Source organism: Streptomyces sp. NPDC040432, assembly GCF_055595445.1.
This window is the reverse complement of sequence record NZ_JBVIVP010000025.1, coordinates 69,008-83,498: the sequence shown is the minus strand read 5'-3', so window position 1 is coordinate 83,498 and position 14,491 is coordinate 69,008. Positions and strand designations below refer to the sequence as shown.

The following is a 14,491-nucleotide window of genomic DNA, read 5'->3' as shown; positions in this document are numbered from 1 at the left end:
CGTGGAGGGGGTAGCCGCGTGGAAGACGCACGACACTGTGGGCCTGACGCGTTGTGTTGAGCAGTGTAGTAGCGGATCCGCAGCGGAACTCCGCCTGTACGGAAGGATCACCCGTCCGAGATTGGCCGGCGTGGACAATCCGTCCCGTACGAGGGTTGTTTTCCGGCCGGGCCGGTGATGTGCGGCGGGGCCGGGACGTGCGTCCCGGCCCCACCGCGCACGAGATCAGCTCTCGTCGTTGTCGACCCAGCTCATCAGCTTGCGCAGCTTCTTGCCGGTGGTCTCCAGCAGGTGCGCCTCGTCGGCCTTCTTGTACTCGTTGTACTTGGGCAGGCCCGCCTTGTACTCGGCCATCCAGGTGTTGGCGAACTCGCCGCTCTGGATCTCCGCGAGGACCTTCTTCATCTCGGCCTTGGTGGCGTCGGTGATGACGCGGGGACCGGTGATGTAGTCGCCCCACTCGGCGGTCTCGGAGACCGACCAGCGCATCTTCTCCAGGCCACCCTCGTACATGAGGTCCACGATGAGCTTCAGCTCGTGCAGGCACTCGAAGTACGCGATCTCCGGCTGGTAACCGGCCTCGGTCAGGGTCTCGAAACCGGCCTTGACCAGGGCGGAGGCGCCACCGCAGAGGACGGCCTGCTCACCGAACAGGTCGGTCTCGGTCTCCTCGGTGAAGGTGGTCTTGATGACGCCGGCGCGGGTGCCGCCGATGCCGGCCGCGTACGACAGCGCGAGGGCGAAGGCGGAACCGGTGAAGTCCTGCTCGACGGCGGCGATGCAGGGCACGCCGCGGCCTTCCTCGTACTGGCGGCGGACGAGGTGGCCCGGGCCCTTCGGGGCGACCAGGGCGACGTCGACGTTGGCCGGGGGCTTGATGAAGCCGTAGCGGACGTTGAAGCCGTGGCCGAAGAAGAGCGCGTCGCCCTCTTCGAGGTGCTCCTTGATGGACTCCTCGTAGATCTCGGCCTGGAGCGGGTCCGGGGTGAGGATCATGATGACGTTCGCCCATGCGGCCGCCTCGGCCACCGGGACGACCTTCAGGCCCTGCTCCTCGGCCTTGGCCTTGGACTTCGAGCCCTCCTTGAGGCCGACGACGACGTCGACGCCGGAGTCACGGAGCGACAGCGCGTGGGCGTGGCCCTGGCTGCCGTATCCGATGACAGCGACCTTGCGGCCCTGGATGATGGACAGGTCGGCGTCGTTCTCGTAGAACAGCTCGGCCACTGGGATATCTCCTTGGTGCGCTGATGTTGCACCCACCGTACGGCGGGGAACGGAATCTGAGGTTCTTGGTCTCGCGATGCGAGCGGGAGCGTGTCCGGCCCGTCAGGCGCTGCGGTCGAGCGAGCGCAGGCTGCGGTCCGTGATGGACCGGCCGCCGCGCCCTATGGCGATCGTGCCGGACTGGACCAGTTCCTTGATGCCGAAGGGCTCCAGCATCTTGAGCATCGCGCCGAGCTTGTCGGTGCCGCCCGTGGCCTCGATGGTGACGGCGTCCGGGGAGACGTCGACGGTCTTGGCGCGGAACAGCTGGACGATCTCGACGATCTGCGAGCGGGTCTCGTTGTCGGCCCTGACCTTCACCAGAACGAGTTCGCGCTCGATGGCGTTGTGCGACTCCAGCTCGACGATCTTGAGCACGTTGACCAGCTTGTTCAGCTGCTTGGTCACCTGCTCCAGCGGGAGGTCCTCGACGTTCACGACGATGGTGATGCGCGAGATGTCGGGGTGCTCGGTGACGCCGACCGCGAGGGAGTCGATGTTGAACCCGCGGCGGGAGAACAGCGCGGCGATCCGGGCGAGGATGCCGGGCGTGTTCTCGACCAGGACGGAGAGCGTGTGCTTGGACATGTGAGTCGTTCTCTCTCTTCGGCTCTCTCGGCTCAGTCGTCTTCGTTGTCGCCGAAGTCGGGGCGGACGCCCCGGGCTGCCAGGACCTCGTCGTTGGAGGTGCCGGCGGCGACCATCGGCCACACCATGGCGTCCTCGTGGACGATGAAGTCGACGACGACCGTGCGGTCGTTGATCGCGTTGGCCTCGGCGATGACCTTGTCCAGGTCGGCCGGGTCCTCGCAGCGCAGCGCGACGCAGCCCATGGCCTCGGACAGCTTGACGAAGTCCGGGACGCGGGTGCCCTGGCGGCGCGTCTGCGACTCGCCGAGCTGGGAGCCGACCGTGTCGTGGCCCGTCTCGTCGCCGTGGAGCACCGTGTTGGAGTAGCGCTGGTTGTAGAACAGCGTCTGCCACTGGCGGACCATGCCCAGGGCACCGTTGTTGATGATGGCGACCTTGATCGGGATGTTGTTCAGCGCGCAGGTGGCCAGTTCCTGATTGGTCATCTGGAAGCAGCCGTCGCCGTCGATCGCCCAGACCGCGCGGTCGGGCATGCCGACCTTGGCACCCATCGCGGCCGGGACCGCGTAGCCCATGGTTCCGGCGCCGCCGGAGTTCAGCCAGGTGCGGGGCTCCTCGTACTTCACGAAGTGCGAGGCCCACATCTGGTGCTGGCCGACGCCCGCGGTGAAGATCGTGCCCTGCGGGGCGAGGGCGCCGATCCGCTCGATGACGTGCTGCGGGGAGAGCGAGCCGTCCTCGGGCTGGTCGTAGCCGAGCGGGTAGGTCTCGCGCCAGCGGTTGAGGTCCTTCCACCAGGCGCTGTAGTCACCGGCGTTGCCGTCGGTGTGCTCGGCCTGGACCGCCTGGATCAGGTCGGCGATGACCTCGCGGGCGTCGCCCACGATCGGGACGTCGACCTCGCGGTTCTTGCCGATCTCGGCCGGGTCGATGTCCGCGTGGATGACCTTGGCGAAGGGGGCGAAGCTGTCCAGCTTGCCGGTGACGCGGTCGTCGAAGCGGGTGCCGAGCGCGATCAGCAGGTCCGACTTCTGCAACGCCGTGACGCCGGTGACCGAGCCGTGCATGCCCGGCATGCCGACGTGCAGGGGGTGGCTGTCGGGGAAGGAGCCCAGGGCCATCAGGGTGGTCGAGACCGGGACGCCGGTCAGCTCGGCGAGGACCTTCAGCTCGGCCGTGGCGCCGGACTTCATGACGCCGCCGCCGACGTACAGGACGGGGCGCTTGGCCTGACAGATGAGCTTGGCGGCCTCACGGATCTGCTTGGCGTGCGGCTTGGTGACCGGGCGGTAGCCGGGCAGGTCCTGCGTGGGCGGCCAGGAGAAGGTGGTCTTCGCCTGGAGGGCGTCCTTGGCGATGTCGACCAGGACGGGGCCCGGCCGGCCGCTGGCGGCGATGTGGAAGGCCTCGGCGATGGTCTTCGCGATGTCCTCGGCCTTGGTCACCAGGAAGTTGTGCTTGGTGATCGGCATCGTGATGCCGACGATGTCCGCCTCCTGGAAGGCGTCCGTGCCGATCGCCTTGGAGGAGACCTGGCCGGTGATCGCGACGAGCGGGACGGAGTCCATGTGCGCGTCGGCGATCGGGGTGACCAGGTTGGTGGCGCCCGGGCCGGAGGTCGCCATGCAGACGCCGACCTTGCCGGTGGCCTGCGCGTAGCCGGTTGCGGCGTGGCCCGCGCCCTGCTCGTGGCGGACCAGGATGTGACGGACCTTCTTGCTGTCCATCATCGGGTCGTACGCGGGGAGGATGCAGCCACCCGGAATCCCGAAGACGGTGTCGCACCCCACCTCTTCGAGAGAGCGGATGAGGGACTGCGCACCCGTGACGTGCTCAACTGCGGTGGACTGCTGTCCACCCGTACGGGGCCGCGGCTGCGGATGGTGGGCCCCGGTGGCCTGCTCGGTCATCGGCATTCTCTTCTCGAAGCTGAGGGTTTTACGAGGAGCGGGGATCCCCCGGGTCAGAGCCGGGGGCGTGTGCCAGTGCAACAAAAAACCCCTCGTGCCGGGTGGCAAGCGAGGGGAGCGCGTCGGGGGTGTTGAGCGGGGACATGCAGGTCCCCGCTTCAGCCGACGCGCTTTCCAAGTACGAGAATTCGGGTGCGCATGGCATTGACCCTCCCTCCGGCGGGAGGTGGATGTCAAGCGGGTGGGACGGGCGTCTCATTATTTGAGCCTCTACGGATGACCATCGAACCTCCGGACGAGCCTCCGGCCAAGGCCGGCTGGGCCGTACCGCCCGGTACTGGGAACGTACCGCGCACGAGCGCGCGCCGCAGCCTGTATTCGTCGAGTGGGCCGGAGAACGCCGTTCCCTGGCCGTGGGTGCACCCCATCGCGCGCAGTGCCATGACCTGCTCGGGCAGGTCCACGCCGTCGGCCACGGACTGCATGCCCAGATCGTTTGCGATCCGCAAGAGTCCGGCGGTGATCTTGTGCAGTCGCGCGGACTCGACCACGCCGTCCACCAGCCCCCGGTCCAGCTTGAGCAGGTCCACGGGGAGGCGCCGGAGGGCGCTGATGGCCGCGTAGCCGCTGCCGAAGCCGTCAAGGGCGATGCGCACGCCGAGCCGGTGCAGGGCCGTCAGGCGGCGCTCCAGCTCGTCGAAGGGCACTCTGGGGTCGGAGGCGGCCAGTTCGAGGACGAGCGCGCCGGAGGGCAGCCCGTGTCGGGTCAGCAGCGCCTCCACGGAGCCGCGCGGCAGGGAGCGGTCCAGCAGCCTCCGGGCGGTGATCCGCACGGCCACCGGTACGGCGTGCCCCGCGCGGTGGCGCTCGGCGGCCTCTTCCACGGCCTCCTCCAGCAGCCAACGGCCCAGTTCGGCGCTGCGGGCGGCATCCTGCCCGGGGGCGCCGGGCCCGCCGTGTTCGGCCACCCGGAGGAACTCGGCCGGGGTGAAGAGGATTCCCTGCGCCGAACGCCAGCGGGCCTGCGCGGCCACGGCCGTGACCTCCCCGGTGGCCAGCGAGACCACGGGTTGGTGCAGAAGGGTGAACTCCCCGTCGTGGAGCGCGGTGCGCAGCCGGCCGGCGAGTTCGGCCTTGCGGACGACCTCGGCCTGCATCTGCGGGGCGTACAGCTCGACCCGGTCCTTGCCGCCGGCCTTGGCCCGGTACATCGCGAGGTCCGCGTTGCGCATCAGGTCCGAAGGGGTGATGCCGGGGTCCGCGAAGGCCACGCCGATGCTGGCGGCGACGCGGACCTCGCTCCCGGCGATCCGGTAGGGCTGGGCGAGGGTGGTGCGCAGCCTGTCGGCGATCTCGTGGACCTGGTACTCCCGGGCGCCGCGGTCCCGGCCGCCGTCACCGAGGATGAGGGCGGCGAACTCGTCACCGCCGAGTCGGGCGGCGGTGTCCCCGGCGCGGACCGAGGCCTGGAGCCGGTGTGCGGCCTCGACGAGCAGTTCGTCGCCGGCCTGGTGCCCGATGGTGTCGTTGACCGCTTTGAAGCCGTCGAGGTCGATGAAGAGCACGGCGGTGCTGTGGTCCCCCGACCGGCGACCGGTGAGGGCCTGGCGGACCCGGCGGGTGAACAGCGCGCGGTTCGGCAGGTCGGTCAGCGGGTCGTGCTCCGCGCTGTGCTGGAGCTGGGCCTGGAGTCGGACCCGCTCGGTGACGTCCCGGCTGTTGAGGATCAGCCCGCCCTGGTGGCGGTTGACGGTCGATTCCACGTTGAGCCACTCGCCGGTGCCCGATCTGAACCGGCATTCGATGCGCGTGGTGGGTTCCTCCGCCGGCTGGGCGGCGAGGAAGCGGCGCACCTCGTGGACCACCTGGCCGAGGTCGTCGGGGTGGATCAGGGTGGCGAGCTCGCTGCCGACCAGTTCCTCCGCCTCGCGGCCGTAGACGCCGGCGGCGGCGGGGCTGACGTAGCGCAGGGTTCCGGTGGGCGCGGCGATCATGATGACGTCGCTGGAGCCCTGGACCAGGGAGCGGAAGTGGTTCTCCTTCTGGGCCAGTTCCTGGGTCAGCGCGATGTTGTCGAGGAGCATGATGCCCTGCCGGATGACGAGGGCCAGGACGACGGTGCAGCCGGTGAAGACGACCATGCGGTCGACCTTCCGGCCGTCCACGACGTTGTACAGGATCCCAAGGGTGCACACCGCCGCGGCGAGGTACGGGGTGAGGGCCGGCAGGGAGCCGGTGATGGGCCGGCTGTGCGGCCGCTCGGCGCGCGGTGGCGCGACCCGGCCGGCCGGATCGGCCCGGCGGGCGCCCCAGGGCGCGTAGGCCAGCAGGAGGGACCCCGCGAACCAGCCGGCGTCGAGGATCTCGCCCGAGCGGTAGGTCGTGTTCAGCAGCGGCGAGGTGAACAACGCGTCGCTGAGGACGGTCAGCGCGAGGGCCGCGATGGCCGTGTTGACCGCGGAACGGTTGTTGGCCGAGCGGCGGAAGTGCAGCACCAGGACCATCGACACGAGGGCGATGTCGAGGAGCGGGTACGCGAGCGAGAGCGCGGCGCGCGGCACGCTGCCGGGGGCTCCCGACTGCGCGGTGCGGGCCGCGTTGGCGAGGGCCAGGCTCCAGGACAGGGTCAGGAGCGAACCGCCGATGAGCCAGGAGTCGAGTCCGAGGCAGACCCAGCCGGCCCGGGTCACCGGACGTTTGGCGAGGACGAGGAGGCCCACGATGGCGGGCGGCGCGAAACAGAGGAAGGCGAAGTCGGCGAGTGAGGGTTCGGGCACCTCCTGGCCGAGGATGACCTCGTACCAGCCCCAGACCGCGTTGCCGAGGGCGCCCATGAGCGAGGAGAACGCGAACATCAGCCAGGCGGGGCGCTCGCGGCGGTCGATCGTCCGCGCGTAGTGGTAGCAGGAGACCGCGGCGAGCAGGCCCGCCGTGCTGAGCCCGAAGTCGCCCATGATCTTGGCGAGTTCCTTGGACCCCCAGCCGAGGGCGGCCCCGACGGCGTACCCGCCGCTGACCACCGCGAGGAGGAGCTGCGCCGCCAGTCCTCTGCCGCCGCCGGCCGCGGCGGGGGGCCTGGTCAGGAGCGCCGCCCCCGGGGCGCTCACCGGTCCCCCTCGCCCGCCGGCTTCGGAGCACCCCGTCGTCGCCTTCGGCGGCTCTGCCGCGTCGGATCCTTCACCCATTGGCCGTGCATCGCCCGTCGCCCCCCAAATGGTCCGATCACTCCCCAGCGCCGTACTAACGCGCCGCAGCCCCTTCTTCCGGACGATACACCACTTTCGTCACTCAGCGACATAGCTTCTCTACTCTCCGTCACCATCAGGGGAGTTGTGGCCACTGCCCGCGCGCGGGCGGTCGCGGAGCGTGCGCGCGGGGCGCCTCAGTCCGTGACGAGCACCGTGTTCTCCACCGGCTCACCGGCGGCGAACCGGGCGAGCTGACGGGCCACCAGACGCTTCGCCCGGGGCTCGAACGCCGAGCTGCTGCCGCCCACATGAGGGGTGATCAGGACGTTCGGGGCGTGCCAGAGCGGATGGCCGGCGGGCAGCGGTTCGGGGTCGGTGACGTCGAGCGCTGCCCGCAGGCGGCCCGATCCGACCTCCTCCAGAAGGGACTTGGTATCGACGACCGGACCGCGGGAGACGTTGACGAGCAGGGCGCCGTCCTTCATCCGGCCGAGGAAGTCCGCCCCGGCCAGGCCCCGGGTGTCCGCGGTCAGCGGCGTGCAGAGGATCACCACGTCGGCGGTCGGGAGCAGCCGGGGCAGGTCCACGAGGCCGTGCACCGGCCCGTGCGGGGCGGTGCGCGCCGAACGCGCGACGCGACTGACCGGACCGCATTCGAAGGGGGCCAACCGGTCCTCGACGGCCGCGCCGATCGATCCGTAGCCGACGATCAGCACCGACTTGTCGGCGAGGGACTCGTAGAAGCCGTCGCGCCACTCCTCCCGGTCCTGGCCGCGCACCATGCGGGGGATGCCGCGCAGGGAGGCGAGGGTCAGGGTGAGGGCCAGTTCGGCGGTGCTGGCCTCGTGGACGCCGCGCGCGTTGCACAGCCGTACGCCGGGGCCGAGGTCGGCGAGGCCACCGAGCACGTGGTCGATGCCGGCGGTGAGGGTCTGGACGACCCTCAGGTCGGGCATCGCCGCGAGCGGGCGCAGGGTCACCTCCGGGGACTTCATGTACGGCGTGACGTAGAAGACGCAGGCGGCGGGGTCCGCGGGGAACTCGTCCTCGCCGTCCCACCGGCGGTAGCGGAAGGAATCGGGCAGGCCGTCGATCTCCCCGGCGGGGAAGGGGAGCCAGACGTCGGCGGTCGGTGCAGTCATGATCACGAGGCTATGCCAAGGGATCCGGATCAAGCCGTTAGTTTGAGGGCCGGACCGGGAGGGGGACGCAGGGGTGGAGCGCAGGTCGATCGGGTCGGGACCGCTGACGGTGGGAGCCATCGGGCTCGGCTGCATGCCGATGAGCTGGGCCTACGCGCCGTCGCTCCGCCGGGGCGAGGAGTCGCTGCGCACCGTGCACACGGCGCTGGACCTGGGGGCGAACCTGCTGGACACGGCCGATCTGTACGGGCCGTTCACCAACGAGCTGGTCGTCGGGCGGGTCCTGCGGGAGCGGCGGGCCGACGCCTTCGTGTCGGCGAAGGTCGGGCTGCGGGCGGGCGATCAGCACGTGGTGGCCGACGGGCGGCCGGGATACGTGCGGCGGGCCTGCGACGCCTCGCTGCGGCGGCTGCGGACCGACGTGATCGACCTGTACCAGTTGCACCGGGTGGACCCGGACGTACCGGTGGAGGAGACCTGGGGCGCGATGGCGGAACTGGTGGGCGCGGGCAAGGTGCGGGCGCTGGGATATTGCGCGCTGGGGGCGGGGGCCGGGCCGGGGGCGGGGCGACGCGGTGACCGGGCGTACGCGACGACCCTGCGGCGGCTGGAGAGGGTCCAGCAGGTGTTCCCGGTGACGGCGGTGCAGGCGGAGCTGTCGGTGTGGTCCCCGGAGGCGGCGTGGCAGCTGCTGCCGTGGTGCGCGGCGCGGGGTGTGGGGGTGCTGGCGGCGATGCCGCTGGGCAGCGGGTTCCTGACCGGGACGCTGACGCCGGGGCAGGGTTTCGAGGACGCGGACGTGCGGGCCCGGCATCCGCGGTTCACGGCGCACGCGATGGCCTCGAACCAGGTGCTGCCGGCGGGGCTGCGTCGGGTGGCGCTGCGGCACGGGCCGCAGGTCACGGCGGCGCAGGTGGCGCTGGCGTGGGTGCTGGCGCAGGGACCGCACGTGATCCCGGTACCGGGGGCCGAGCGGGCCCGGTGGGCCGCGGAGAACGCGGGGGCGGCGGAGGTGCGGCTGACGGCGGCCGAGCTGTCGGAGATAGCGGCACTGCCGTCGGCGGTGGGAGCCTGGGACTGAGCGGTCACGGGCGGGCCGGAGGAGGAGGAATCCGCCTCGGCCGGGCGCACCCGGCCGGGGCGTGCGCCGAGCACGGCGGGCAAGTGCACTCGATCGGGTGTACGAGCGGTGGAACTTCACGGGCTGCCGGGGCTGTTGGAACAGAGGGAAGGCAGGCGGCCACGGAGGGGAGCAGGGCGATGTGGGACGACGGACGGATGGACGGGACCGCGGGCGCCGGTGTCGGTGTCGGTGTCGGTGTCCAGGGTGCGGGTGGTGCGCGGGAGCGGCGGCCGGGTCGGTACGGGGTGGGCGGCGCGGGCCGGCGCAAGCGCATGGCCGCGCTCGCGCTGGTCGGGTGCGGAGCACTGTTGGCGGCGGGCTGTTCCTCGTCGGGCGGGGCGCAAGCGGGCGCGGGCGGCTCTCCCCCGGCAGCGTCGCGGACCGGGTCGGCGTCGCCCGGGTCCTCGGCCTCGGCGAAGACCCCGGCCGCTCCCGCGAAGGGCTCCGTGACGGTGACGGGGGAGGTCGCCAAGGGCCTGGAGTCGCCGTGGGGCGTGGCGCCGCTGCCCGGCGGCGACCTGCTGGTCGCCTCCCGGGACAAGGGCACGATCAGCCGGGTCGGGGCCGACACCGGCGCGGTGACGCGGATCGGCGAGGTCCCCGGGGTGGCTCCGGGCGGCGAGGGGGGCCTGCTGGGGCTCGCCCTGTCCCCGGCGTTCGCGACGGACCGGATGGTCTACGCGTACTTCACCACGGAGGGGGACAACCGGATCGCCCGGATGCGCTACGACGAGAAGAGAGCGCCCGGGCAGCAACTTGGCGCACCCGACACGGTGTTCCGGGGCATCCCCAAGGGGGTCGTCCACAACGGGGGCCGGATCGCCTTCGGGCCGGACAGGATGCTCTACGCCGGGACGGGTGAGACCGGTGAGACGGGGCTGGCGCAGGACAAGAAGTCGCTCGGCGGGAAGATCCTGCGGATGACCCCCGACGGCGAACCGGTCCACGGCAATCCCGAGGCGGACTCGGTCGTCTACTCGTACGGGCACCGCAACGTGCAGGGCCTTGCCTGGGACAAGGACAAACGGCTTTGGGCCGCGGAGTTCGGGCAGAACACCTGGGACGAGCTGAACCTGATCGAGCCCGGCGGCAACTACGGCTGGCCGGAGGCCGAGGGGAAGGCGTCGAAGCCCGGCTTCCGGGATCCGGTGGCGGTGTGGAGAACGGACGAGGCCTCGCCGAGCGGGATCGCCTGGGCGCAGGGCTCGATCTGGATGGCCGGGCTGAAGGGTCAGCGGTTGTGGCGGATCCCGCTGGACGGGGCCGTACCGGTCGCGGAGCCGGAAGCCTTCCTGGAGGGGAAGTACGGGCGGCTGCGCACGGTGGTCCCGTCCAGCGGGGACGGCCTGCTGCTGGTCACGAGCGAGACGGACGGGCGGGGCTCGCCGGAGGCGGGCGACGACCGGATCCTGACCCTGAAGGTGCAGTGACCGGACGAGGCCCCGGAGGGGCGGAAGGCACGGTGTGCGGTGTTCAACATGATCGAGGAGCTGTTCAATCCCGGCCGCAAGCACACGGACGAGGAGAAGAAGCGCCTGGAGTTGTCCCGGACCGACGTGAACGACGGCGACCCGGGACGGGGCCCGATAGACCTGGACTCCGGGAGGGTGCTCATACGCCCTTCCGAGAGTCCCGATGACACCGTGACGTAGGCCGTCGCCCTCGGACCACGCCGGCCGGGCCCGCGTCGTCCGGGCCCCGTCCCGCTCCCCCGTGCGCCAAAGGGCGCGGGGTGCTCCCGGTGCTCCGGTCCCGGACGTACGCGCTCGGGCGGCCCCGGCGGGGCACTACGCCCGGCCGCGGCCCGCGGGCACGGCCGCCGGGGCGGGTGGTGACGGTGCCGCGACGGGGGTGAAGAGGCGTAGGCGGTGGGCGAGGGCGGCCGCCTCGCCGCGGCCGGCGACACCCAGCTTGGCCAGGATGTTCGACACGTGCACGCTGGCCGTCTTCGGGGAGATGAAGAGTGCCTCCGCGATCTGCCGGTTGGTGCTGCCGCCCGCGACCAGGCTCAGGACCTCCCGTTCGCGGCCGGTCAGGCCGAGGGACTCGGCCGGGTCGGTTTCCGCGGCGGGCGGGGCCCGGTGGCTGTCGGCGTCGGCGTCCAGCGGGATCCGGGCGCGTTGCGCGAGCAGGGCCAGGTCCTCGCGCAGCCGTCGGGAGCCGAGCCGGTCGGCGGTGGCGTGGGCGTCGCGCAGCAGGGCGGCGGCCTCGGCCCGGTCCCCGCCCGCGGCCAGCAGGGCCTCGGCGAGCCGGTGGCGGGCCCGGGCCAGCAGGTAGGGGCGTTCCAGGGGGCGAACCGCCGCTTCCACGGAGGTCCAGTCGGCGACGGTGTCGGCGGCGTCGGCTCGCAGCAGCTCGGCCCGGACGTACTCGGAGTGGGCGATCCACACGGGCGCCGGGGTCGCCAGGGCGCGGGCGGCCGTGCGCAGCAGGCCCAGGGCGGCGCTCCGGCCCGGTTCGGCGGCGGGCAGGCCGCGCGAGTCGGCCTCGGCCGAGGCGCCGGCCAGCAGGAGGGGCCAGGCGTAGCGGTGCTGGCCGAGCCGGAAGCCGAGGGTGACGGCCTCCTCGATCTCGGAGCGGACGTCGGCGATCCGGCCTTCTCCGGCGGCGACGCCGACGGCGAGGCGGTACAGCGGGACGCGGTGCTGGGGCTGGGTGTCGTGGGTGCCGAAGTGGGCGTGCGCGGCGGCCAGTTGTTGGGCGGCCTCGGCGAGTTCGCCGCGGGCCAGGGCCAGGTAGGCCAGGCGGGCCGAGGCGGATCCGCGGGGGGCGGCGCTCTGGCCGACGCTCAGGGTGCGCCGTGCGGCCTCGGCGGCCTCGTCCCAGCGGCCGAGGCTGTACAGGCTCTCCGCCATGTTCCCGCAGACCCAGGCCTCGGTGTCCATGAGCCGGGATTTCTTGACCAGTTGGGCGCCCTGTTCGGCCAGTTCGACGGCTTCGCGGGACCGGCCCATGCTTTCGAGTTGGGAGGTGAGGTTGATATGGGCCCGTCCCACGATCGGGATGAGACCGAGTTCGGCGGCCCGGTCCTTGACCGCGTGCATCTCGGCGAGTCCGGCGCTGCCGTCGCCGGAGTCGGTGAGGAGGCAGCCGAGGGTGATGCGGGCGTTGAGTTCGGTGTCCTCGGCGCCGACCATGCGCGCGTAGCCGACGGCGCGTTCGGCGGCGGCGAGGTTGCCGGGTCCGGGGTTGTGGAGCATGCCCCAGCCGGCGGCGAGGACGAGGACGTCGGCGTGCACCTGGGACGGGGGCAGTCCCTTGACGAGCTCCTGCGCCTTGGCTATTTCCTCCCAGCCGTCGCCGCGGCCGAGGCCGGCGACGAGCCGGGAGCGTTCGGCCCAGAACCAGGCGGCGCGCAGCGGATCGTCGCCGTCCTCGGCGAGGGTCCGCAGGGCCAGCTTGGTTATCTTCAGGGCGCGTTCGCGTTCGCCGCCGAAGCGGGCGGCGACGGTGGCTTCGGCCAGCAGGTCGAGGCGTTGGAGCGGGGTGGTCGCCGGGTCGCAGCCGCAGGGCGGGTACACGTCGGTGTAGTCGGCCGGGCGCAGGCCCTCGCGGACCTCGACCGGGGTGCTGTCCCACAGGTCCATGGCCCGTTCCAGCAGGCTCAGCTGCTCCGAGTAGGCGTGCCGGCGGCGGGCGGTCACCGAGGCGGCGAGGACGGCGGGCAGGGACTTCGCGGGCTCGTTGGCGGCGTACCAGTAGTTGGCGAGCCGGATGACGCGTTCCTCGGCGCGTACCAGCGTCTCGTCGTCCTCCATCGCCTCGGCGTAGCGCCGGTTGACGCGGGCGCGTTCGCCGGGGAGGAGGTCGTCGCTGACGGCCTCGCGGACCAGGGAGTGGCGGAAGCGGTAGCCGTCGCCGTCGGAAGTGGCGAGGAGGATGTTGGCGCCGACGGCGGCGCGCAGCGCCTCGAAGAGTTCGTCCTCGCCGAGTCGGGCCACGGCGCGCAGCAGCGGGTACTCGACGGTGGATCCGCCCTCGGCGACGACGCGCACCACGCGCTGGGCGGCGTCCGGGAGGACCTCGACCCGGACGAGCAACAGGTCGCGGAGGGATTCGGTGAGCCCGGTGCGGCAGCCGCTCTGTCGGGAGGCGACGAGTTCCTCGACGAAGAAGGCGTTGCCGTCGGAGCGTTCGAAGACGGAGTCGACGAAGCTCTCGTCGGGCTGCGAGGCGAGGATCCCGACGAGTTGGCGGCGGACCTCGGCGTGGTTGAACCGGGGCAGTTCGATGCGCTGGACGGTGCGGAGCCGGTCGAGTTCGGCGAGGAGCGGGCGCAGCGGGTGGCGGCGGTGGACGTCGTCGGCCCGGTAGGTGGCGACGACGACGAGTCGGCCGCTGCCGAGCGTGCGGAACAGGTAGGCGAGCAGGTGTCGGGTGGAGGTGTCCGCCCAGTGCAGGTCCTCCAGGACCAGCACGAGGGTCCGGTCGGCGGCGAGGCGCTCCAGCATCCGGGCCGTCAGTTCGAAGAGTCGGGCGGTGCTCTCCTCGTCGTGGGGGCCGCGGGGGGTCTCGCCGAGTTCGGGGAGGATCCGGGCGAGTTCGTCCTCCTGTCCGGCGGCCGCGGTGGCGAGTTCGTCGGGCAGCCGGCGGTGCAGGGCGCGCAGGGCCGTCGAGAAAGGGGCGAAGGGAAGTCCCTCCGCCCCGATCTCCACACAGCTTCCGACGGCCACGACCGCGCCGCGGCGGGTGGCCTCGCCGATGAACTCCTCGGTCAGCCTGGTCTTGCCGACCCCTGCCTCGCCCCCGATGAGCAGGGCCTGCGGCTCTTGTTCCGCGGCGCGCGTCAGGGCGTCGACGAGTACGGCCAGTTCGTCGGCTCGGCCGACGAACACCGGGCTGACGGATCTGGTCTCCACGCCGCCGAGCATCGCACAGAGCTGTGGTCCGGCGGCACCGGATATCGCTGCGCTCCTCATCACGTATCAGTTCACGTGGTGTGCGGCGCGGGTCACGCGGCGCGGGTGAAGAGACTGCGGACCGCTCTCACCGGCCCTTCGGGTTCCTGGCTGCTGGAGGAGCCGCGGCGCGCCTTCTTGGCCTCCTGGACCATCCGGTACCGGTCGGCCTCGCGGATGAGGTCGGCGCGGCGGGCGGTGGCCATCTCGTACTCGAACATCTCGTACTCCCTGGTGGTGTTTCTCGGGCACCTCGTTCGGTGTGATCCAAGATTCGCTTCCCAGAGGGGGCCGCCGCATCGGGCGCATGCCGCATCCGCGGGGGGTCGGGGTCCTTAGGCCGCGGCGGCGGGCGCTCCAGGTCGGGTGGAGC

General features: G+C 71.9%; 10 protein-coding genes. 3 read left to right on the top strand and 7 right to left on the bottom strand.

The window, feature by feature from the left end; translation table 11 throughout:
• Positions 1–225 precede the first annotated feature (225 nt).
• The 5 genes from ilvC to ACZ58N_RS33010 all read right to left on the bottom strand — a co-directional run bounded on the left by ilvC (position 226) and on the right by ACZ58N_RS33010 (position 8,097).
• Positions 226–1,227 (bottom strand): ketol-acid reductoisomerase, encoded by a 1,002-nt coding sequence (gene ilvC / locus ACZ58N_RS33030; RefSeq protein ID WP_281206934.1) that lies wholly within the window; start codon positions 1,225–1,227, stop codon positions 226–228.
• A gap of 102 nt (positions 1,228–1,329) precedes the next feature.
• Positions 1,330–1,854: an acetolactate synthase small subunit gene (gene ilvN, locus ACZ58N_RS33025; RefSeq protein ID WP_281206935.1), complete on the bottom strand. Its 525-nt coding sequence runs from the start codon at positions 1,852–1,854 to the stop codon at positions 1,330–1,332.
• Positions 1,855–1,886: 32 nt separating this feature from the next.
• On the bottom strand, positions 1,887–3,773 hold the full coding sequence (locus ACZ58N_RS33020) for an acetolactate synthase large subunit (RefSeq protein WP_471167479.1): 1,887 nt from the start codon (positions 3,771–3,773) through the stop codon (positions 1,887–1,889).
• A 227-nt stretch (positions 3,774–4,000) separates the two neighbouring features.
• Positions 4,001–6,874, bottom strand: a complete 2,874-nt coding sequence (locus tag ACZ58N_RS33015) for a putative bifunctional diguanylate cyclase/phosphodiesterase (protein WP_471167476.1) — start codon at positions 6,872–6,874, stop codon at positions 4,001–4,003.
• Between the two features lie 275 nt (positions 6,875–7,149).
• Complete coding sequence (locus ACZ58N_RS33010) at positions 7,150–8,097, bottom strand: 2-hydroxyacid dehydrogenase (protein WP_471167474.1); 948 nt, start codon at positions 8,095–8,097, stop codon at positions 7,150–7,152.
• A 73-nt stretch (positions 8,098–8,170) separates the two neighbouring features.
• Between ACZ58N_RS33010 and ACZ58N_RS33005 the strand changes: the two genes are divergently transcribed.
• The 3 genes from ACZ58N_RS33005 to ACZ58N_RS32995 all read left to right on the top strand — a co-directional run bounded on the left by ACZ58N_RS33005 (position 8,171) and on the right by ACZ58N_RS32995 (position 10,872).
• On the top strand, positions 8,171–9,178 hold the full coding sequence (locus tag ACZ58N_RS33005) for an aldo/keto reductase (RefSeq protein ID WP_471167471.1): 1,008 nt from the start codon (positions 8,171–8,173) through the stop codon (positions 9,176–9,178).
• Between the two features lie 314 nt (positions 9,179–9,492).
• Positions 9,493–10,650, top strand: a complete 1,158-nt coding sequence (locus ACZ58N_RS33000) for a PQQ-dependent sugar dehydrogenase (RefSeq protein WP_471167555.1) — start codon at positions 9,493–9,495, stop codon at positions 10,648–10,650.
• A gap of 39 nt (positions 10,651–10,689) precedes the next feature.
• Positions 10,690–10,872: a DUF6191 domain-containing protein gene (locus tag ACZ58N_RS32995; protein WP_471167469.1), complete on the top strand. Its 183-nt coding sequence runs from the start codon at positions 10,690–10,692 to the stop codon at positions 10,870–10,872.
• A gap of 135 nt (positions 10,873–11,007) precedes the next feature.
• Here the strand turns inward: ACZ58N_RS32995 and ACZ58N_RS32990 are convergent, their stop codons facing one another.
• Positions 11,008–14,091 (bottom strand): helix-turn-helix transcriptional regulator, encoded by a 3,084-nt coding sequence (locus tag ACZ58N_RS32990; protein ID WP_471167552.1) that lies wholly within the window; start codon positions 14,089–14,091, stop codon positions 11,008–11,010.
• An 80-nt stretch (positions 14,092–14,171) separates the two neighbouring features.
• Positions 14,172–14,339 carry a hypothetical protein gene (locus ACZ58N_RS32985; protein ID WP_471167467.1) on the bottom strand — a complete coding sequence of 56 codons (168 nt, stop codon included), beginning with the start codon at positions 14,337–14,339 and terminating at the stop codon, positions 14,172–14,174.
• Between the last annotated feature and the right edge of the window lie 152 nt (positions 14,340–14,491).

Bases quoted from the DNA above. Each gene is read 5' to 3' on its own strand.
- ilvN (WP_281206935.1), bottom strand. From the start codon at position 1,854: ATGTCCAAGCACACGCTCTCCGTCCTGGTCGAGAACACGCCCGGCATC.
- ACZ58N_RS33020 (WP_471167479.1), bottom strand. From the start codon at position 3,773: ATGCCGATGACCGAGCAGGCCACCGGGGCCCACCATCCGCAGCCGCGG.
- ACZ58N_RS33010 (WP_471167474.1), bottom strand. From the start codon at position 8,097: ATGACTGCACCGACCGCCGACGTCTGGCTCCCCTTCCCCGCCGGGGAG.
- ACZ58N_RS33000 (WP_471167555.1), top strand. From the start codon at position 9,493: ATGGCCGCGCTCGCGCTGGTCGGGTGCGGAGCACTGTTGGCGGCGGGC.
- ACZ58N_RS32990 (WP_471167552.1), bottom strand. From the start codon at position 14,091: ATGCTCGGCGGCGTGGAGACCAGATCCGTCAGCCCGGTGTTCGTCGGC.
- ACZ58N_RS32985 (WP_471167467.1), bottom strand. From the start codon at position 14,339: ATGTTCGAGTACGAGATGGCCACCGCCCGCCGCGCCGACCTCATCCGC.